At 70.7% G+C, this 19,790-nt stretch carries 26 protein-coding genes; 16 read left to right on the forward strand and 10 right to left on the reverse strand.

The features are described 5' to 3' along the window. Positions 1–128 precede the first annotated feature (128 nt). The 4 genes from ACWC91_RS30685 (at position 129) to ACWC91_RS30700 (ending at position 4,478) form a co-directional block, all read left to right on the forward strand. Positions 129–623, forward strand: coding sequence for a MarR family winged helix-turn-helix transcriptional regulator (locus ACWC91_RS30685; RefSeq protein WP_225076363.1), 495 nt, complete (start codon positions 129–131; stop codon positions 621–623). Between the two features lie 14 nt (positions 624–637). Continuing rightward, positions 638–3,187, forward strand: coding sequence for an MFS transporter (locus ACWC91_RS30690; RefSeq protein ID WP_450726118.1), 2,550 nt, complete (start codon positions 638–640; stop codon positions 3,185–3,187). 146 nt (positions 3,188–3,333) lie between these two features. Continuing rightward, complete coding sequence (locus tag ACWC91_RS30695; RefSeq protein WP_225076365.1) at positions 3,334–4,155, forward strand: YceI family protein; 822 nt, start codon at positions 3,334–3,336, stop codon at positions 4,153–4,155. 56 nt (positions 4,156–4,211) lie between these two features. Then, on the forward strand, positions 4,212–4,478 hold the full coding sequence (locus ACWC91_RS30700) for a hypothetical protein (protein ID WP_225076366.1): 267 nt from the start codon (positions 4,212–4,214) through the stop codon (positions 4,476–4,478). Positions 4,479–5,000: 522 nt separating this feature from the next. Here ACWC91_RS30700 and ACWC91_RS30705 read toward each other — a convergent pair. Continuing rightward, complete coding sequence (locus tag ACWC91_RS30705) at positions 5,001–5,729, reverse strand: GAF and ANTAR domain-containing protein (protein ID WP_450642298.1); 729 nt, start codon at positions 5,727–5,729, stop codon at positions 5,001–5,003. A 224-nt stretch (positions 5,730–5,953) separates the two neighbouring features. Between ACWC91_RS30705 and ACWC91_RS30710 the strand changes: the two genes are divergently transcribed. Further along, the gene (locus ACWC91_RS30710; RefSeq protein ID WP_225076367.1) at positions 5,954–6,304 is read left to right on the forward strand and encodes an STAS domain-containing protein; all 351 of its coding nucleotides are present in this window, start codon (positions 5,954–5,956) and stop codon (positions 6,302–6,304) included. Positions 6,305–6,381: 77 nt separating this feature from the next. Then, positions 6,382–6,855 (forward strand): PPOX class F420-dependent oxidoreductase, encoded by a 474-nt coding sequence (locus tag ACWC91_RS30715; RefSeq protein WP_225076368.1) that lies wholly within the window; start codon positions 6,382–6,384, stop codon positions 6,853–6,855. On the opposite strand, the gene ACWC91_RS30720 is transcribed toward ACWC91_RS30715, so the two are convergent. The 4 genes from ACWC91_RS30720 to ACWC91_RS30735 all read right to left on the reverse strand — a co-directional run bounded on the left by ACWC91_RS30720 (position 6,856) and on the right by ACWC91_RS30735 (position 11,254). Continuing rightward, complete coding sequence (locus tag ACWC91_RS30720; protein ID WP_450642285.1) at positions 6,856–7,620, reverse strand: TetR/AcrR family transcriptional regulator; 765 nt, start codon at positions 7,618–7,620, stop codon at positions 6,856–6,858. 211 nt (positions 7,621–7,831) lie between these two features. Then, positions 7,832–9,322, reverse strand: coding sequence for an MFS transporter (locus tag ACWC91_RS30725; RefSeq protein WP_450642287.1), 1,491 nt, complete (start codon positions 9,320–9,322; stop codon positions 7,832–7,834). Between the two features lie 145 nt (positions 9,323–9,467). Beyond that, positions 9,468–10,205, reverse strand: coding sequence for a response regulator transcription factor (locus ACWC91_RS30730; protein ID WP_281157126.1), 738 nt, complete (start codon positions 10,203–10,205; stop codon positions 9,468–9,470). A gap of 164 nt (positions 10,206–10,369) precedes the next feature. After that, complete coding sequence (locus ACWC91_RS30735) at positions 10,370–11,254, reverse strand: DUF2797 domain-containing protein (protein WP_225076371.1); 885 nt, start codon at positions 11,252–11,254, stop codon at positions 10,370–10,372. Between the two features lie 631 nt (positions 11,255–11,885). On the opposite strand from ACWC91_RS30735, the gene ACWC91_RS30740 reads away from it, so the two are divergent. Beyond that, positions 11,886–12,098, forward strand: coding sequence for a hypothetical protein (locus tag ACWC91_RS30740; protein WP_225076372.1), 213 nt, complete (start codon positions 11,886–11,888; stop codon positions 12,096–12,098). A gap of 59 nt (positions 12,099–12,157) precedes the next feature. On the opposite strand, the gene ACWC91_RS30745 is transcribed toward ACWC91_RS30740, so the two are convergent. From ACWC91_RS30745 to ACWC91_RS30765, 5 genes are all read right to left on the reverse strand, one after another. Further along, positions 12,158–12,349, reverse strand: coding sequence for a YcxB family protein (locus ACWC91_RS30745; protein WP_450642288.1), 192 nt, complete (start codon positions 12,347–12,349; stop codon positions 12,158–12,160). Between the two features lie 369 nt (positions 12,350–12,718). Next, positions 12,719–13,135, reverse strand: coding sequence for an Imm10 family immunity protein (locus ACWC91_RS30750; RefSeq protein WP_450642289.1), 417 nt, complete (start codon positions 13,133–13,135; stop codon positions 12,719–12,721). Positions 13,136–13,445: 310 nt separating this feature from the next. Next, complete coding sequence (locus ACWC91_RS30755) at positions 13,446–13,994, reverse strand: YrhB domain-containing protein (RefSeq protein WP_281157123.1); 549 nt, start codon at positions 13,992–13,994, stop codon at positions 13,446–13,448. Between the two features lie 537 nt (positions 13,995–14,531). Beyond that, a complete protein-coding gene (locus tag ACWC91_RS30760; protein WP_384174122.1) occupies positions 14,532–15,095 on the reverse strand; it encodes a GNAT family N-acetyltransferase in 564 nt (187 codons plus the stop codon). Further along, positions 15,092–15,862: a GntR family transcriptional regulator gene (locus tag ACWC91_RS30765; RefSeq protein ID WP_384174125.1), complete on the reverse strand. Its 771-nt coding sequence runs from the start codon at positions 15,860–15,862 to the stop codon at positions 15,092–15,094. Before ACWC91_RS30765 ends, ACWC91_RS30760 begins: the two co-directional genes overlap by 4 nt. 158 nt (positions 15,863–16,020) lie before the next feature. Between ACWC91_RS30765 and ACWC91_RS30770 the strand changes: the two genes are divergently transcribed. From ACWC91_RS30770 to ACWC91_RS30810, 9 genes are all read left to right on the forward strand, one after another. Next, a complete protein-coding gene (locus tag ACWC91_RS30770; protein WP_281157121.1) occupies positions 16,021–16,350 on the forward strand; it encodes an SCO3933 family regulatory protein in 330 nt (109 codons plus the stop codon). Positions 16,351–16,352: 2 nt separating this feature from the next. Beyond that, positions 16,353–17,693, forward strand: coding sequence for an FtsK/SpoIIIE domain-containing protein (locus tag ACWC91_RS30775; RefSeq protein WP_450642290.1), 1,341 nt, complete (start codon positions 16,353–16,355; stop codon positions 17,691–17,693). 17 nt (positions 17,694–17,710) lie between these two features. Further along, positions 17,711–17,884 (forward strand): hypothetical protein, encoded by a 174-nt coding sequence (locus ACWC91_RS30780; RefSeq protein WP_384174131.1) that lies wholly within the window; start codon positions 17,711–17,713, stop codon positions 17,882–17,884. Between the two features lie 5 nt (positions 17,885–17,889). After that, entirely contained in the window at positions 17,890–18,555 is a 666-nt protein-coding gene (locus tag ACWC91_RS30785; RefSeq protein WP_384174134.1) for a DUF2637 domain-containing protein, read from the forward strand. A 20-nt stretch (positions 18,556–18,575) separates the two neighbouring features. Next, positions 18,576–18,761, forward strand: coding sequence for a mobile element transfer protein (locus ACWC91_RS30790; protein WP_384174137.1), 186 nt, complete (start codon positions 18,576–18,578; stop codon positions 18,759–18,761). Positions 18,762–18,776: 15 nt separating this feature from the next. Further along, a complete protein-coding gene (locus ACWC91_RS30795) occupies positions 18,777–19,097 on the forward strand; it encodes a SpdD protein (RefSeq protein WP_384174140.1) in 321 nt (106 codons plus the stop codon). 1 nt (position 19,098) lies between these two features. After that, a complete protein-coding gene (locus ACWC91_RS30800; protein WP_384174143.1) occupies positions 19,099–19,335 on the forward strand; it encodes a hypothetical protein in 237 nt (78 codons plus the stop codon). Positions 19,336–19,429: 94 nt separating this feature from the next. Then, entirely contained in the window at positions 19,430–19,612 is a 183-nt protein-coding gene (locus tag ACWC91_RS30805) for a hypothetical protein (protein WP_450642292.1), read from the forward strand. 5 nt (positions 19,613–19,617) lie between these two features. After that, a complete protein-coding gene (locus tag ACWC91_RS30810; protein ID WP_384174149.1) occupies positions 19,618–19,788 on the forward strand; it encodes a hypothetical protein in 171 nt (56 codons plus the stop codon). Positions 19,789–19,790: the final 2 nt, after the last annotated feature.

Consider the following 19,790-nt stretch of genomic DNA (forward strand, 5'->3'; position numbering starts at 1 on the left):
TCACCTGCGGGTTTACATTCGCCAATACTTGCCTTTGCCATGTTTTTGCGCCGCCGGGACCCCATTTGTTTGCCTGTGGCAACCAACCACCTCTACGGTTGCCCTGAGCAACGAATTCGGGAGGTGTGATGGCCGAGCAGGCGCAGTACGAAGAGCTTGCGCGTCAGCTCAGTGCCGTCGGAGCCGTGAAACGGGACATGGGGCGGATCCTGCCGCCCGACTGCCCGGCCGGCTCGGCCGCCGTGCTGACCCTGCTCGGCCGCCACGGGGACATGCGCATGAGCAAGCTCGCCGAGCTGCTCTCCGTGGACATGTCGGTGACCAGCCGGCACGTCGCGCACGTCGCCGCACGCGGCTGGATCGAGCGGATCCACGACCCCGCGGACAAGCGTTCGCGCATCCTGCGCCTGACGCCCGCCGGGCTGGACCAGCTCGACGAGCTGACCCGGCGGAGCACCCGCCTGCTCAGCGAGCGGCTGAGCGACTGGACCGACGACGAGGTCGGCCAGCTGATCCGGCTGATGACACGCCTGCGCGCCAGCTTCGGCGACTGCCGTTCCGCTCCGGCCCGGATCCCCGCACCCGTTGCCCCCAAGACCACCCGTACACCCGCAAGCACGTAAGAAAAAGGAAGCCCATGGCAACGACCACACCAGCCGGTGTGCGGGCCCACGCCAAGCACGGAGGAGGCTCCCCCGGCAGCGCTCCGATGACCCACCGGCAGATCATGGAGGCGCTCTCCGGGCTGCTGCTCGGCATGTTCGTGGCGATCCTGTCGTCCACGATCGTCTCCAACGCGCTGCCGCACATCATCGGCGACCTCGGCGGCGGCCAGTCCGCCTACACCTGGGTGGTCACGGCCGCCCTGCTGTCGATGACCGCGGCCACTCCCCTGTGGGGCAAGCTCGCCGACCTCTACAGCAAGAAGGCGCTCGTCCAGATAGCGCTCGTCATCTTCGTCCTGGCGTCGGCCTGCGCGGGCCTGTCCCAGAACCCGGCCATGCTGATCGCCTGCCGCGTGGTGCAGGGCATAGGCACCGGCGGTCTGTCCGCCCTCGCCCAGATCGTCATGGCCGCGATGATCTCGCCGCGGGAGCGCGGCCGTTACTCCGGCTACCTCGGCGCCACCTTCGCCGTGGCCACCGTCGGCGGCCCGCTGCTCGGCGGTGTCATCACCGACACCTCCTGGCTGGGCTGGCGCTGGTGCTTCTACGTCGGCGTGCCCTTCGCGGTCATCGCGCTGATCGTCCTGCAGAAGACCCTGCACCTGCCCGTGGTGAAGCGCGAGGTCAAGGTCGACTGGGGCGGCGCGTCCCTGATCTCCGCCGCCGTTTCGCTGCTGCTGATCTGGGTCACCTTCGCCGGTGACAAGTACGCCTGGCTGTCCTGGCAGACGTACGCGATGGTCGCCGGTTCGATCGTCCTCGGTCTGCTCTTCGTGCTCGTCGAGTCCAAGGCGAGCCAGCCGATCATCCCGCTGCGGCTGTTCCGCAACCGCACCATCACGCTGGCGTCGCTGGCCTCCCTGTTCGTCGGTATCGCGATGTTCAGCGGCACCGTGTTCTTCAGCCAGTACTTCCAGCTGGCCCGGGACAAGTCCCCGACGATGTCGGGCGTCATGACCATCCCGATGATCGGCGGTCTGTTCGTCTCCTCCACCGTCTCCGGACAGTTCATCACCCGTACCGGCCGGTGGAAGGGCTGGCTGGTCAGCGGTGGCGTGCTGGTGACGGCGGGGCTCGGCCTGCTCGGCACCATCCGCTACGACACGGAGTACTGGAAGACGGCCGTCTTCATGGCCCTGCTGGGTCTCGGCATCGGCATGATGATGCAGAACCTGGTGCTGTGCACGCAGAACCAGGTCTCTCCGAGCGACCTCGGCTCGGCCAGCTCCACGGTCACCTTCTTCCGTTCCCTCGGCGGTGCGGTCGGCGTCTCCGCGCTCGGCGCCGTGATGGCCCACCGGATCACCGACTACGTCAAGGACGGCCTGGCCGACCTCAGCCCGAAGTACGCGGCCGCCATGTCCGCCTCCGGCACGAGCGACACCATCCCGGACATGAACGCGCTGCCCAAGCCGCTGCGCACGGTCATGGAGAGCGCCTACGGGCACGGCATCGCCGACATCTTCCTGATCGCCGCCGCGCTGGCGGCGGTGGCCTTCCTGATCACCCTGTTCATCAAGGAGGTCCCGCTGCGGACCAAGGGCGCGCTGGCGCAGGCCGACGACGCCGAGTCCGCGCCGGTGGACCCGGCCGCCGCCCCCGTCGTCGCCGAGGCCGCGGACGGCTCCGCCGGGGAGCGGGTGCCCAGCTGGGCGTTGGCCGCCTCCCCCGCCGAGGGGGCCGGGACCGGTCCCGAGGGCACGCAGCGGCTGGCTGCGGTCGCCACTGCGGCGCCCGGTGCGCCGGGCGCCGGTGCCGGCGGCGGGATTCCGGTGCACGGCTTCGTCCGGGGCGCCGAGAGCGCGCCGGTGCCGCAGGCCGCGGTCACGCTGATCTCGCTGGCGGGCCGCCAGCTGGGCCGGTCGGTCGCGCAGGCCGACGGCGCCTACACGGTGGACGCGCCGGGCGCGGGCTCGTACGTCCTGATCGCCTCCGCCGACGGCTTCCAGCCGCAGGCGTCCACGGTGGTCGTCAACGGCGAGCCGGTGGCGTACGACATCCTGCTCAGCGGCACCAGCGGGCTGAACGGTGTGGTCCGGGCCGCCGGGTCCGGGCTGCCGGTCAAGGACGCGATGGTGATCGTCACCGATGTGCGCGGCGATCTGCTGGCCACCGGGACCACCGGGGAGAGCGGCGAGTTCTCCTTCGCCGAGCTGGTGCCGGGCGCGGTGACCGTCGCGGTGAACGCCGCCGGGTACCGGCCGCGGGCGCTGCCGGTCGAGGTGGGCGGCACCGGGGTGACCCGGGTCGAGATCGACCTGGAGGCCGGGGCGCAGCTCCAGGGCGTGGTCCGCGCTCCGCACGGTCCCCTCGCGGACGCCCGGGTGACCCTGGTCGACGCGGCGGGCAACGTGGTCGGCACGTCCACCACCGGCGCGGACGGGGCGTACGCCTTCACCGACCTGAACAGCGGTGACTACACCGTCATCGCGACGGGCTACCCGCCCGTGGCGACCGCCCTGACGGTCACGGGCCGCGGTGTCGACGACCACGACATCGAGCTCGCCCACCCCGGCGAGTAACCCCGGGCCAGGGTGCCCATGAGGCCCGGGCAAGGTCCCGGGTCTCGGTCCGGCCCGTGGCGGGACGCGCTCCGAGGGGAGCCGCGCCGTGCCGCGGGCCGGTCGCTTTCCGACCATTTTGCAAGGCTGTGCAGGGAGAGAACGGGATGGGACTGACCGCGAGGATCCGCACCCGCGACGGATGGGCCGTGTCGCACGCGGTCGTCACGATGACCGACATGACGGGCACGCAGGTGCTGCGGGCCGAGGCCGACGCGGAGGGCGCCGTACGGGACACGACGGTGCTGGGACCGGGCGCGTACACGGTGATCGTCACGGCGGTCGGGTACGCGCCCGCCGCCTCCAGCGCGATCGTCACCGCGAGCGGCCGGGCCGAGGTCGGCACGGTGACGCTGGCACGGCAGGGCGGCGCGGAGCTGCCCCCGCCGGGACCGTGGACCATCGACCCGGCGCACTCCTCGGTCGCCGCGGTCGCCCAGCACCTGGGGATCTCCAGCGTGCACGGCCGGTTCACGGACTTCGCCGGCACCGTCGAGATCGCCCCCGACGACGTCACCAAGTCCCGTGTGGAGGCGGTCATCCGCGCCGACTCCATCGACACCGGCAACGGCATGCGCGACGGCCATCTGAGGTCCCAGGACTTCCTGGACGTGGAGCGGCACCCGCGGATCACGTACCGCTCCACCGGTGTGACCGCCGCCGGCCCGGACCGCTGGACCGTCCACGGCGAACTGGGCATGCGCGGCGTGGTCCGCCCGGTCGACCTCAACCTGGCCTACCTCGGCACCGGCGCCGACCCCTGGGGCGGCACCCGCGCCGCCTTCCGGGCGACGACAGAGCTGCGCCGGGAGGACTTCGCCATGAACTACAACCAGGTCGTCCAGGCCGGTATCGCGGCCATCGGCACCACTCTGAGGGTCGAGCTGGACATCCAGGCGGTCCAGGGCACCGTGCTCCCCGCGGCATAGTCCACCGGACCCGCGGCGTGCCCCATCGGCCGCCGGACGGGGGCGGCCCCGGGTCCGTGACGCGGGAGACCCGCGCCTTCGCCGCCCGCGCCGCGGACGCCGTCGACCCCGCCTGGCCGACTTCGCCCCGTTCCCGGGCCGTCAGGACGCCGATCGCCTGGTCGATGACGCTGCGGGACGGCGGCGACGTGCGCATGTCGTTCTGCGGCGTGGAGCCCGGCGCGTTCAGGGCGGGCCGGCACCGGACCGTCGATCGCGGCGCCCGCCTCGCCGGTCACGACGAGCGGGAGCGCCCGTACGCGCCGGACGCCGACGGGCCCTGACCGGCTCCGACCGACCCCGCCGGACAGCGCGTACGGCGCGTACGCGGGCCGGCGGGTCTCGGCGGCCAGATCGGGGAGTACTGCTCGGCGCCGATCTCGGCCGCGGTGACGCACGGGCCGACGCCGTCCTCGTACTGACACGCAGGTCCAGGCCGCTGGGCAGGCAGAGGGCGCCAGTCCGCAGGCGGCGGACTGGCGCCCTCGCCGCCGCCCGTCAGGGTCGGCAGCCGGCCGTCGCGGCGGACGGTGACGCTGCCCGCGGCGGCGCCGGGCACGTCCTCGACCGCGCGGCCGGTCAGGGCACGCGGCAGCGTGTCGGGACCGCCGCTGCGCACGAGCGCCTGCTCCAGCGGGTCAGGGGGTCGTCTCGGCGCTCATGCGGTTGCCAGTGCCCCGGCGGACGGCGTTCGCCCCGTCGCGACGCCCGGCACGCTTCCCCGGGCTCTTCGAGCAGGAGGACCCCCACCCCCCGCACCGGACGCGGCACTGGCGCCCCCCGGACGCCGATCAACACCCCGTCGCTCATGTGGCGTTGTTCGCATCGATGATGCGGCGGGCGAGGTCGCGCAGCTTGACGTTCTCCCGCTGCGAGGCGCGGACCAGGCTGTCGAAGGCCTCCGCCGCGTCGATGTTCAGCCGCTCCATGAGGATGCCGGTGGCCTGACCGATGAGGTCCCTGGTGCGCATCGCCTCGGTGAGCTGCTCGCGCACGGTCACCGAGTCCAGGGCGAGGCTGACGTGCGCGGTGAACAGCCGTCCGACGCGCGTCGCGGCGTCGTCGAAGACGTCCGGCTTGCGGGCGTAGACGGTGAGCACGGTCAGCCGCCGCTTGTCGGCGCGCAGCCGCAACGCGAGCGCCGAACGCAGCCCCAGGCCGGCCAGCGACACGCCGCCGCCCTCGGTCTGACTGTCCGTCAGGTGCACGACGGGCGCGTGCCACAGGTGGTCCCAGTACGGTGACGGGCCGCCCGCGTCACCGTCACCGGATCCCTCGGCGGTGCGCACGAGTTCGTCGGTCCAGGCGACCGTGCGGCGGCCGCTGCCGCGCTCCATCACCGAGATGCCCGCGTGCTCGGCGCCCGGCAGCAGGCGCACGGCGAGCCCTACGGCGGCTCGCATGGTGCTGTGCGGGGTGACCGTGTCGTGCAGGTGCCGAGCCGCCGTCGTCAGCGCTTCGGCCAGCTCGAGATCCCCCGGAAAACGGGGCAATTCAGAAAAGTCGGACGCAGGCACCACGAACCTCTTCGGCATGCACGGCCATACGGCCATGCGCAGGAGAGCTCCGCAGCACATTCCCGACTGCGAGCACAGGACGAACAGAACTTTATCTCGTCCTTCCCAGCAGGTTCCGCCTGGTTGACGGTCGGCCCCAGCCCCTGTGAACCGGCGCGCGGGAATGGTGCAATGGAGGCGGACGGGTCAGGAAGCGGCCTTTCGAGACCGGATGGACCTCTGCCTTCTACCAGGTGAGTGCGGTGACCCACTTCCCGAGCCCCTGCCGGGTGCGCGACCACCCCGGCCGCTTCCTGCTCGTCCTGCCCCCGGAGATCGACCTGTCCAACGCCCCGGCCCTGCGCGCCGGCCTCCTGGCCTTCGCCGCGGCCCGCGCGGGCCGGCTGGACGTGCTGGTCCTGGACCTCACCCACACCCGCTTCATGGACTCCCAGGGCGCCCGCCTCGTCGAGGACGTACGGCACGGGCTGCCCCCTGGAGTGCTGCTCCGGGTGGTGGCGAGGCCGGACGGGGTCCCGTACCGCGTCCTGGAGGTCACCGGGGTCCGCCGTGACGTGCCCGTGCACGACGGCCTGAGCGGCGCCCTCGCCTGAGCGAGCCGGGCGCAGGACACGCGACGGGCTCGGCCGACGAAGGGCCTTGGGCCCCGACCGGCGCCTAGGCTGCGCGTATGGCACCCGACATCGCGACCAACACCCGCGTCTCGCTGGATCAACTGCTGGACTTCGTACGGCCCCGCCACCGCGCCCTGCTGCTGACCCGGCGGGCCGACGGCAGCCCGCAGGCCTCACCGCTGACCTGCGGAGTCGACGACTCCGGGCGGATCGTGGTCTCCACCTACCCGGAGCGGGCCAAGACCCGCAACGCCAAGAAGGACGCACGCGTCGGCGTCGTCGTGCTGAGTGACGAGTGGAACGGACCGTGGGTGCAGATCGACGGCACCGCCGAGGTCCTCGACGCGCCGGACTCCGTGGAGCCGCTGGTGGAGTACTACCGCAACATCGCGGGCGAGCACCCGGACTGGGACGAGTACCGGGAGGCCATGGTCAGGCAGGGCAAGTCGATCATCCGGATCACTCCGCGGCGCTGGGGGCCGGTGGCGACCGGCGGGTTCCCGGCGCGGCTGTCTCCGCGCGACGAGTAGTCAGCCGCGGGCGACCATCGCCTCGATACCGGCGACCAGCAGGTCCAGGGCGAAGGCGAAGTCGCGGTCCAGCATCTCCTCGACCGTGTCGCCGCCGCGGGCCGCCATGAGGATCGCGGACTCCCGGAGCACCTCGGTGGCGTCCGGGGCCCGGGTGGCCGCGCTCATCGCGTGCCGGAAGTAGTCGTCCGGGGCCATGCCCGCCTCGGCGCAGCGGGCCACGAAGTGGCCCTCGATCGTGCCGTAGCCGTACACGAACTGGAAGACGGCGGAGATCGCCCCGGTCAGCCGCTGCTCGGGCAGCCCGGTACGGCGGATGACCCGCTGCACCGTGCCCGAGAAGGCCAGCGAGTTCGGGCCAATGTTGAGGAACGTCCCGGCGAGCGGCGACAGCCAGGGGTGGCGCACCAGCAGCGCCCGGTACTCGGTGGCGAGCCGGCGCAACTGGTCGCGCCAGTCCGTCTCCTCGTCCGGTTCGGGCAGCCGCAGCTCGCCGAAGACGGCGTCGAGGGCGAGTTCGAGCAGGTCGTCCTTGGTGTCGACGTACCAGTACACGGACATCGCCGTCACGTTCAGCTCGGCGGCGAGCCGGCGCATGGAGAACTTCGCGAGTCCCTCCGCGTCCAGCAGCCGCACCGTGACCTCGGTGATCCGCTCCCGGTCGAGACCGGACGGCTGCCCGCCGCGCCCGCCGCGGCGCGCCTTGCCCTCCAGCCAGACGCTGGTCCGCGCCGCGCCCTTGGCCCCCTGGGCTGCCTTCACCATGGCGCACCTTCCTCGAACTCCTGAACCGGCGGTCGTGCCGGGCGCCCGGAGACGCACGGGGCGGTGCCCGGCAGGCACGTCGCCGCGGCGCGCGACCGGCCACGACGAACGCGCGACCGCGCGGCGGCGGTACCGCCCGAGCCAGTGCTGTGACCGGAAGGGTTCACCGGCTCGCCCGGCAGCTACCCGGCAAGCCTTTCCGGTCGCAGCACTAGTGGGCCACCACCATCCCCGAGTCTGCCCGCTCAGCCCTGCGGAGCAACGCGGCGGCCAGCAGGCCACCGAGGAGCACGGCCACCGCTCCCACCAGCTGACTGGTCTCCAGTCCGGCGGAGAACGCGTCGGTCACCTGCTTCTTCTCGGCGGCCGACCCCGCCGCGGCCAGGGCCACCGGCAGAGACACCGCCGCGAAGCGGGAGTTGAGCACCGCCCCCAGGACGGCCACTCCCAGTCCGTTGCCGAACTCCGCGAGCGTGCCGTTGATGCCCGCCCCGACGCCCGCCTTGGCCGGCGGGATCGCGCTCATGATGGCGTGGGCCATGGCCGGGTTGGCGATCGCGCAGCCCGCGCCGATGAGCAGCAGGCCCAGGAGCGTGCCGCCGTACCCGCCGGAGGCGAGCGTGGCGATCGACACCAGCCCGCCGGACATCAGCACCATGCCCAGCCCGATCGCCACCGGGGTGCCGAGCCGCGTCGTCCACCGGGCCGCGAGTCCGGTGAAGTTCAGCGCCACCACCGACAGGGCGAGCGGCGCGGTGCGCAGACCGGCCTCCAGGGGGCCGTAGCCGAGGACGAACTGAAGGTGCTGGGTGAGCAGGAAGAGCGCGCCGCCCATGCCGAAGGTGATCAGCACCGCCCCGGCGACCGCGCCCGTGAAACGGCGGTCACGGAAGAAGTGCATGTCGAGCATGGGGTACGGGATCCGGCTCTCGTAGAACGCGAAGAGGGCCAGCACCACCACCGCCACCGTCGCCGTGACCAGCACCCGTGCCGACGTCCAGCCATGCGCCGGGCCCGAGATGATCGCGTACACCAGCGAGGTCATGCCGATCGTGGACAGCAGCGCGCCGAGCAGGTCGGGCCGGTCCCCTCGGGGGTTCTTGGACTCCGGGACGAGGGCGAGAACAGCGATCAGGCCCAGTACGGCGACCGGCAGGTTGATCAGGAAGATCGCCCCCCACCAGAAGTGGTTCAGCATGAAGCCGCCGATCAGCGGGCCGATCGCGAAGCCGAGGGCGTTGACCGCGCTCCAGATGCCGATGGCCTTGGGATGCTCGGCCGGGGCGAAGATCTGCATCGCCACGGCGAGCGTGGTGGTCAGCAGCAGCGCCCCGCCGACGCCCATGCCCGCGCGGGCGGCGATCAACTGTCCGGTGGAGTCGGCGAGTGCGGCGGCCAGCGAACCGATGCCGAACAGGACAAGCCCCGCCACCAGCATCTTCTTGCGGCCGTACCGGTCGGCGGCGCTGCCCGCGGTCAGGAGCAGTCCGGACTGCACGAGCGAGTACGCGTTGATCATCCACTGGATGTCGGAGGTGGCCGCGCGCAGCTCACGGGTGAGGGACGGGATCGCGACGTTCAGAACGGTGTTGTCCAGCAGCACGGTGAGCTGGGCGAGGCAGACGACGCCGAGGATCAGCCAGCGCTGGGGGTGACCCTGGGCGGCCTGCGAGGAGGTCTGCTCCGGCGAGGTCGTCGACATGCTATACACCGTATAGGGCTGTCGATGCGGCGTACGAGCGCGCGGCGACGGCCGGCGGCGCGCGGCGAAAGCCGGACGTCAGCGGCGCGTGCGGCGCGCGGCGCGCAGAGTGCGGCCGGACCTCAGCGGCGCGGAGAGCGCCGCCTCACCCCGCGGGCTTGATCAGGTAACCGGCCCCGCGCCGGGTGTGGATCATCGGTTCACGACCGGCGTCGATCTTCCGCCGCAGGTAGGAGATGTACAGCTCGACGACGTTGGCCTGCCCGCCGAAGTCGTACGACCAGACGCGGTCCAGAATCTGGGCCTTGCTGAGCACGCGGCGCGGGTTGCGCATCAGGAAGCGCAACAGCTCGAACTCGGTGGCGGTGAGGTGGATGTCCTCCCCTCCCCGCGACACCTCGTGACTGTCCTCGTCCAGGCAGAGGTCGCCGACCACCAGTACGGAGTCGGAACGCCGGTCGGCGGCACCCGAGCGCCGGATCAGCCCGCGCAGCCGCGCCACGACCTCCTCCACGCCGAACGGCTTGGTGACGCAGTCGTCCCCGCCGGCGGTCAGCCCGGCGATACGGTCCTCCGCGGCGTCCTTGGCGGTCAGGAAGAGGACGGGCACGCCGGGCAGTTCGCGGCGCAGTCGGCCCAGGACGGTGAGCCCGTCCATGTCGGGCAGCGTCATGGCCAGGACGACGGCGTCGGGCCTGAACTCGCGCGCGGCCCGGGCGGCGCCGTGCCCGTCCTGCGCGCTGCGGATCTGCCAGCCCTCGTAGCGCAGGGACATGGACAGCAGATCGGTGATCGACGGCTCGTCGTCCACCACAAGCACCCGGACGGGGCTCCCGTCCGGCCTCAGCAGTTCGGTGTGCCCCTGGGGCGAGGTCGTGGTCATGGGGGACACCCTTCAGGGAGCCTCTGAGAGCAGACTTTCACGGATCTGTGATTTCCCTGAGAAACCCACAGGCGGTTCTCAGGAAACGCCTGGGAGGCGCGTGACGCGGCTGTGTCGGCCCGGGAAGTCCGGCAGCCAGGGACTTCCTCGACGGCCGGCACGCTTCAGAACAGCCCGTCCTGCAGGCCGTCCTGTACGCCCGCCCGGTTCCGCAACTCCCTTACCGGCACGGTGAATCCCACGCTCTGGACAGGCCGCAGCCCCCAGCCGGCCATGAGCCGCGTGTCCAGCACGACGACTCCGCCACCGGCCGCCAGGTGCAGATCGGGCCCGGCGGCCGCGACCAGCTCACCGCTCACCACCCCGCCCGCGACAAGCTCGGTCACCTCGCCCACGGCGGCCGGCAGACCTGCCAGCCCGAAGATCCCGGCGTGATCGACAGGCCGGAACGGCTCCCGCTCCAGCGTCTCGGGCCAGCCACCGAGCGCGCTCGCCCGCGCGTGCATCGCCTCGATCTCGGCGGCCCGCTCTTCCTCGGTCGCGGGAAGCGCGGTCCGTACGGCGCGCTTCTCGGCGTACGGAATCCGGTCCGGGACCCCGAGCGCGGCGCGCAGCAACTCCTCGGTACGGCGCGCCGCCATGAGCGGACCCGCGCCCAGCCAGCTGAAGCAGACGGCCCCCTGCTCAAGCAGCCGCGCGGAGCCCCGCTCCACGGCCGTGATCCCCGCCTTGACCATGCCGGGCCCGAACCACGCCAGATATACGTGGTAGGGCCGCGGGTCGTCGGCGATCGTGTCCGCGGCCACGGAGTGCGCCCGTTCCAGCCGCGCGCACTCCTCGCACCGCGCCCCCGCGCTCCGCCCCGGCACCGCCGCCCGGACGGGACACACGTGCCCCCGCGCTCCCACGCATGTCCGCACTCCCCCTTCCGCGACCCCGAAGGCCACCCGTTTCCCCCACGGCAGCGCGCTCGACCGGCCGCCGTCCCACACCAGCACGGGACCGTCCGCCGACCACCGCAGCCCCGAGCACTTCCACACCCGCGTCATCCCTTGCGAGAGTACGGGCCCCCACTGACAACGCCTCCGGGGACGAGCGCGCCCGGCCGACCGCTCAGGACCGGGCGCGGGGTTCCACGGCCGGGGAACGATCAGTCACGCACGTCGGTGACCCCGGCCCCGCGCTGCCCACGTCGCCTGACCAGATCCCGCACCAGGTCCCCGGCGATCAAAACCACGAACACCGACCACCCCACACGCACCCACGTCGCGCTGCTGCTACTGGCAGCTCCCCACACAGCCATGACGAGCTGAAACACCCTCCAGCCGTTGCTGTCGAGAAAAAACCGCTCCCGCCCCTGCGACACCACCTGCTCCCCCCTACGCCCAGCCGACGGGCGTACCCCTGAAACGGCGTGCGACCGCCAACCGTTGCCCCCGCATCATCCAACAGGCCTTGCAACGCGAGAGACCCCGGATCACTCCGAGGCCTCTCGTCATCTATGAGCTGGGCAAAACTCGACTCGGCATCGGCCTGCCCATGGCAACGGCACTCCACTCCGCCTTGTAGGACCGTCCCCTCCGCCGGCCATCCCGGCATCTCCCACCCTCGCCCGTCCCTGGGCTGGGCCTGCCATGCCTGCGGACAGCAGCCCGAGCGCACGAAACATGCGGTCCCAACGTGGCGTCGTGGCCCGGCCCCGGAACGCCCAGCAGGCAGCAGTGCGCCGACCGGCTCGCCATCCACGGGGACTTCATGGCCCAGGCGACGAAGGAGGGCGTGCTGTGCGTCAGGACGCGCACCGGGCGCATCGCCGCCCTGACGATCACCGCCATGGGTGCTGTCCTCACCGGCGGCACGGCCAAGGTGATCGTCTGGGAGACGAAGGACTAGGGGGCTGTTCTGAGTTTCCCGTCTGCGCCGCGACGCCCTCCGGGCGGACGACGGGAAGCTCAGAACAGGCCCCAGAGGCGTTTCAGGTTCCGGTCCAAGATCGCCCGGAACCGGTCCACGTCCGCGGGGTCCTCGGCGCCCTGCTTGGGCAGTACGGCGATTCCGGCCGCGCGGTCGCCGCCCAGCAGCACGAAGAGCCTCGGCGTCTCCAGATACTCCTGGAACACCGTCCAGTCCATGGTGAAGGACACCCGGCCAGGCGTGTCAGGCAGATCAGGGCCGCAGTGCCAAGATCAACCGGACCCCTAATCTGCTCCCAACCGCGGTTGCCGTCAAAGGCTGCCGTCAGGGCATAAGCCAGAGGCCCTGTGGATCACTCCACAGGGCCTCTGGTCTGCTGTGCACTCGGCAGGATTCGAACCTGCAACCTTCTGATCCGTAGCTCTATGTGGATCGGTCGGTGACGGTCATACAGGCCGCTTCATGGCCCCTCGGAGGCGCTACTGGTCGAGGCTGGTTGATGCGGTTGCTGTACTTCCTTGCTGTACAGCTTGCTTCGCCGCCGCGTTCTGGGCATGAGCCTCACGCTGCAGTCGACGCTCGTAGTCCGCCCAGTCCTACTAGACCCCGATTACGATCGGGAGCGCGTCCGGCCGGCCGTAGGTGAGGATGCGCGTGAGTGCCTCCCTCATGCGAGCTATGTCCGCGGCCGGTGCATGTAGGACTGCCTCGACTACCGGGTCGTCCAGGAACAGGGCTTCCAGGGAATCGGGGTCGAACGTGACCCGAAGGATGTCCCCTTCCAGCTCCACCGTGCGCACACATCCGTACGCGGTGTTCTGGTCGGGGGTGACAACGCAGTACGAGTCGGAGCCGTTACGGATGTCCTGTGCCTCGGGTTCCTCGAAGGAGCTCTGGAACTCAAGCGCGAAGCTCTCTCCGTCTTCTGACTCGGCAACTCCGGCAGTCAGGGCATAGATGTCTGGCCCTGGCTCGTGCCACCCGTAGGCGATATTCGCAGTGAATCTGTAGGTCACAAGCGTGTTCTACCAGGGCCTGCAACGGACGATAACGTGAGGGCGGCGGAGTCAATGGCCGAGTCAAGCCGATGGGCGCCGTCCACCAGCGAGGACGCCGCCCGTGCCGGATGCCGGCTTTGAGATCTGGCCTCATCCTTATCAGGTCGATCGCGGGGGTCTGTCAACGATGACCAACGGCCGCTGCGCCTCAGTCGATCGTCCACTGAGGTCCGGCGCCGACCGCTGCTGTTCGTGCTTGTTGGTGTCAGCCACTGGTGTCAGCCACTGCACGTGGTCTTGACAAGGCTGCCCCGCCTTTGCCAGACCGCTACCAAGCCGGGCCCGCCAGTGTGGTGATGGGCAAGGGAGGACACTTCTCCGGCTTCCGGGTGAGGCTGACCAGTTCCTCGGGAGGTTCATTTCCGTCCCGGAGGGCCATCACATAGGCCTTCGCCTGCTGCGGTCCCAACCGGGGAGCCCGCTTCCGTAGGTGGCGTATCGCGGCCATCGTCCCGTCGGAGTGCACGAGTGCCTGGACAGCCGTGATCAGCGGATCGGGTGGTTGGACGCCCCTGACCTGCTGGAGATAGAGCTTCTCCCAGCCCTCGTGGACGTATGTGGTGACAGGGATGTGGTGGATGCTCCCATCCTGGCGGTCCACCAGGTAGGGCCCGCTGCCCACCAACATCTTTTTGATATCGCGGCTGCGGATGTACTCAACCGACTGCCAGGTGACCAGCCACCCGAGCGCGTGCTCCTCCACGTCGAGGACAGCGAGCTCGGGCAGCCGTGCCATCCATGGCGACTCCTGCCGCTCTCTCGACAGCAGGGCCTCGACCAGCTCCACGGCGCGTTCCTTGGTGACCACGTCCTTCATCTTTCACCACGGCGCAACCGGTTTTCGGTCCCTGACCGGACCAGTCGCACATGCCTGGACCGAAATCTCAAGCGCAGTCTCACAGCACTGCCTCAGCCCACTGCCCACCCCAGCTCCCATCCCGTCTGCCGTCGGCCCACACACCGTGGAGCGGGCGTGGTTCAGGGCGTCAAGGTGGAGCGCGCCACTGTACGAACGACCTTGACGCCCTGGGCCGCGTCTGCTCGGCTCTGCCTGGGTCGATGGCAGGCGGGATGGGAGCTCCCCACGCACGCCACCACTCCGCCGGCACTCGCGAACGGCGCCCCCGCCATCTCGGAGCCTGAGCGCCCCCGCCGGAGGCATGCTTTGACTGCTGACGGCCTTCTACAGTGCTCGACTCATGGCCACCGGCCCTATCCACATTTGGGCGCGCGTCGGCGCAGCCCGCGCGAAGCGGGCCGAAGGCAGGAGCGGCGCGCGGAGCGGAGCCGGGAAGCGCGCCCGGCGGAGCGGAGCGCAGCCGGGGCTTGATGAGGTAGAGAAATCTGTAACAGCTCAGGCGTGCAGGGGCTCAGGGCTGGGCGTCTCGTCGGCGAACCCGTGATCGGCAAGCCGCGTGGGACGTTGGGCAACCCAGCCTGAGACTCGCGGACCGCCATTGACGGCGTTGCCTTCGAGGACGGTCCTCACGTACTGGAAGCCTTGGTCAAGGTAGTACCGCTGAAGCCGCGCGTTGGTCGTCCACGCGTCGAGGCGCAGCCATTGCGCGCCTGCTCGATGCGCTCGGTCGCCGGCCCAGTCCAAGAGCCTGCCTCCGAGGTTCTGCCCTGCGTAGTCGCGGGAGATCGTCAACTTGTTGACGAACATCGAAGGTTCGGCAAGTTCTTCATCTGACCACAACCCCTCCTCCGCGTCGGGCGTGAGGGTGATCGTTCCGGCTGTCCTTCCGTCATCCCTCAGCATGAAGACGGTGCCGCCCTCGATGGTGGCCAAGAGCCGTTCCGCAGGGTACGGCCGGCTCCACTGGTCATTGCCCAACTTGCTGATCCAACCAGCGGCCTCGACGCGGAAGGCCAACAACTGGTCCAGGTCGGCGGGGGTGGCGGTGGTGACTCTCACTTGGCTTCGTTCTCTCGGGCGGACAGGTCGCCGATCTCGTAGTTCATGCGGTTGAGATCGCCGCGGAAGGTCGTGATCGTGCAGCGCACCGGCCGGTCCGCGGTGTAGCCCGTGCGGGTCCAGAGCAGAACAGGGATGCCCGGGCCGATCTCCAGCAACCGGGCCTCTTCCGGTGTGGGCATGCGCGTGGCGATCTCGTCGGCGTACCCGACCTGCTCGATGCCAAGGCCGGCCAGGTAGCGAGTCGTTCCCTCGTCAATGTCGCCAGGCTCGGCGAGACGGGGCGCGTCCTGGACAAGCCAGTCCGGGTAGTACGTCGCCTGGGTCGACCACGGCACATCGTCAACGAAACGATGGCAGAACCGGAGTACCGCCCGTGCTCCCGGGTCCACCTTGAGCCGCTCGGCAATGAAGTCGGATGCGGTGGTCACCTCGACCCGGAACGTCTGATGCGGACGCCGTCCCGCGTTCGCCACGTCCGTCGAGTACGCGTCGCCGTTCTGCGGAAAATTCAGGTTCTCGAAGCGGGAGGCGTTCAACTCGAACACCTCGTGCTTCCGTACCTCGTAGCCCAGACCCTGGCTCGACGCAATGAGTCCCTGACTGACCAGCACGCCCAGTCCTGAGCGGACGGTGTTTCGCGAAGCATCGAAGCGAGTCGCCAGCTCGGCTTCCGAGGGGAGCCGGGAGCCAGGCCCGTAGGTGCCGTTGTCGATCTCTCGGCGCAGTGCGTCGGCCACCTGTTGATACTTCGGCTGCTTGCTCATGCCCCCCATCATGACGCACTCGCTCAACTTGTTGGTACAGGCAAGCGCAAAGTGCTTGACGCCTCACTCCCGGTGCTGCAATCTCTAGGTATCAGCTTGTTGGTACAAGCTGAACAAGGGGTCCAAGGGGCCTAACTCTGACTTGCCTAGGAGACGCAATGCCGTCGTTCAAGATCGACGTTTCGACCGCTGTGGTGTTCGTGGCGACCGCGCCGACGCCGAAGCTGGCCAACGCGAAGACGGGTGAGCGCGCGATGGACCGGGAGACCGGGGCGCCGCTGTCGACGGTGGGCCTGCTGGTCTCGGACGAGGGGGAGGGGAACCTCTACCAGGTCACCATCCCGGAGACCGGTTACCCGGAAGGCCTGGCGCCGGGGATGCCGGTGCGGGTCGTCGGCCTCAAGGCCCGTGACTGGGAGAACGAGTTCAACGGCCAGAAGCGCCACGGGATCTCGTTCCGCGCGGTCGCGATCACCTCGGCGGCCTGACCATGACCGACCTGACGATGTGGCTGGAGGCCACGGGCGCCCTCGCGGGGGCCGGCGGTCTGGGCTACGCGAAGGTTCGCGCGCCGCGCGTGTACTGGTCGCTGGTCGGACTGCCGGTCACCTGGGGCCGGTTCACGATCACCTACCGCTCCACGATGGACGTGTGCGGGTTGACGGTGCAGCCGTCGCGTCTGCGGGCGTTCATCGCGCGGAACGTCGCACGGCGTGAGGTGCTGCCGGTCCCGCCGAAGGTCCGCCGGGTCCGGGGCACGTCGACCGGGCTGCGGGTGACCCTGCGGCTCCCGGCCGGTCTGGAGCCGGCCGACCTGATGGCCGCCTCCGAGCGGCTGCGCCACGCCTGGGGCGTCCACTCGGTGACCGTTGCCGAGACCAAGCCCGGATACGTCGAACTGCGCATGACCGGCTATGACGTACTGCGCCGGGTCCGGCTCCCCCGTGGGGCACGCCCTGACGGTCTGGCCGTGCCGGTGGCGCTGCGGGAGGACGGGACGGCGTTCGTCCGCGACTACCGCAAGGTGCCCATGGCGCTGACGCTCGGCGCGAACAACTCGGGCAAGTCCGTGTACCAACGGAACCTGATCAGCGGCTTGGCACGGCTGCCGGTCGCGCTGGTCGGGATCGACTGCAAGCGCGGTGTCGAACAGAAGGCGTACGCGCCCCGGCTGTCGGCCCTGGCCACCACGCCGGACGATGCCGCCTCGCTGCTGGATGTGCTGGTCGCGGAGATGGAATCCCGCTTCGACCTGCTCAGCTCGCACGGCGTCTCGGACATCTGGGAGCTGCCCGCGGGGTTACGGCCGGTGCCGGTCGTCGTCCTGGTGGACGAGGTGGCGGAACTGTTCCTGATCTCCTCCAAGAAGGATGAGGAGCGGCGGGAGCGGATCGTCACCGCGTTGATCCGGCTGGCGCAGATGGCCCGCGCGGTCGGGATCTACCTGGAGGTGTGCGGGCAGCGCTTCGGCTCCGAGCTGGGCAAGGGCGCGACCATGCTGCGCGCTCAGCTCACCGGCCGCGTCGTGCACCGGGTCAACGACAAGCAGACCGCCGAAATGGGGCTCGCCGACGTGGCGCCGGACGCGGTCGTGGCTGCATCCCTGATCCCGGCGGAGCGGCCCGGAACGGCGGTTGCCGCCGACTCCTCGGGGGGCTGGGCGAAGATCCGCACCCCGCACACCTCCCGCGATGAGGCGATGGCGGTGTGCCGGGAGTTCGCCCACCTCGTCCCGGACTTCCCCGCCCTCGACCCGTTCCGCCCGCACGTGCCCGCCGACGCCCCGGCGCCGGACGTGTCCCTGGTCAAGCCGCTGCCGGTCACCGACTAGAAGGGGGGAGACCTGCCATGGCCACGCGTAAGAACGCCAAGCCCAAGCCGGCGGCCTGCCCCGACTGCAAGGGCAGCGGTGAGGTTCCCACCACGGTCCTCGTCGGCCGCAAGCGCCGCTCGGTCGGGAAACAGTCCGGGATCTGCCTGAACTGCCTGGGAACCGGCGAAGCGCCAGCGGACGGGGAGTGATCGCCGTGAACCGCTCGATCCGCCCCGATGCCGTCCTCATCCAAGCCGTGATCGCCGGTGCCCTGTCCTTCGCGCACCTGCACGACCTGGCTGCGGCGGCCGGGCAGTCCGGATGGAAGGCGTGGGCCTATCCGGTCTCGGTCGACCTGCTGTTGGTCGCCGCCTGGCGTCGGCTGCGCGCCGGCCGGGACCGCTCGGCCTGGACCTGGTTCGCCATCGCCCTGGCAGCCTCGCTCGGCGCCAACATCGCCACGGCCGGCATGCTCGACCTGCACAACGTGCCCGCCTGGCTGCGCATCCTCGTCGCCGGATGGCCCGCCCTGGCCTTCCTCGGCGGAACCCTCCTGGTCCACGCCCCCACCCCGGCCACCCCGGATCCGGCCCCGGAGCCGGACGAGGAATCGGCGGCGCCGGAAGTCGAGATGCACCGCACCGACACACCCGAACCGGTCCCGGTCTCCGCCCCTGCGGCGGAACTGACCCCGGCCCCGGCGAAGCCGCCCGCCACTGGTCCGGCGGTGCCGCCGGCCCTGCTCGACCATGCCCGTTCGATCGCTGACGCGCACCGGAACACCACGGGCCAGCCGATCACCGCCGACGCGCTCACCGCCCGGCTCGGCTTGCCCGTCCCGACCTGCCAAGCGATCGCATCCCAGCTCCAGCTCACCTGACATCGAAGGAGGTTGATCCGATGCGCCCGAACCGCTTCTACGACGTGATCCAGATCGGGCCGGTCAAGGTCGGCACCTACAACAACGGCCGTGGCCAGACCAGGCACACCGCCGCCTGCACCGCTCCCGGCTGCGGCTTCTCCACCGAGCACCGCGACCGGTCGGCCGCCGAACTCGCCGCCCGTACCCACCGCTGCAACGCCTGACAGGAGGAAGATCCCGTGTTCACCCCGAAGTACCCGCCCCCGGACACCGCCCCCGCGGTCCCGGCCCCGGCGCCCGTGACCGACCCCCCGGCCACCACCACGCCGGCCCCGGTCCCTGCCTCGGCCCCGGCTCCGGTGGTCCCGGCCTCGACCCGGCCCACCGTCCAGCTCACCCCGGGCAGCGCGCTCGCCCTCGTCGGCGGCGGCACGGCCGTGGTCCTCGTCGTCGGCGCGGTCCTGGTCTCCATGCTCCTCGCCGTCGCCATCACCGCCGCCTCGGTGGCCGTGTGCGCCCTCGTCGTCCGCTCGCTCATCAGCCAGGAAAGGAAGCGCTGACATGGGCTTCTTCGGCCGTAAGAACAACGACGCCTCGACCAACCCGGAGATGGCCGAACTGGGCCGCGAGTACGCCATCGCTAAGCGCCACGGCGACCGCAAGGCCGTCAACCGCATCAACCGGCAGATCGGCGCCTCCGGCATGAGCGACAAGGACCGCGACTCTTTCGACCGGGGCCGCGAGTCCTACGACGCGATCCCGCCGGCCTACTCCAAGCGCCGCACCCGTCGACGCTGACGGCCCCCGGAGCGGCCTCAACCGCCAAGTTTCCGCCGCTCCGGGTGCCTGGACCCCTTACCAGATCCAACGGACCCGAAAGGGAGACCTCATCATGCCCCAGCACGCCCAGAACACGCGCGTCTGCCGCGACTGCGACGGCTTCGCCACCGTCGCCATCACCACTGGCACCCGCCACCGGGACGGCACACGCGCCACCCTCCGAGTCGCCTGCCCGACCTGCAAGGGCACCGGCCACGCCGCCCCCGCCGCCGACTTCGCACGTGCGGGGAGGTGACCGCCGTGGCGCTCCTCGACTGGCGCTCGCCCGAGCACTTCGACCACACCGGCGACCAGCCGTGCGTGATCTGCACCAAGCCCACCCCCCTCCGCTCCGACCGCGGCAAGCCCGTCCACAAGGTCTGCGCCGAGGACTGGATTGACCGCCACACGCCCAAGGAGGACAACGCGTGACC

The sequence above is a fragment of the Streptomyces sp. NPDC001204 genome (assembly GCF_053598035.1).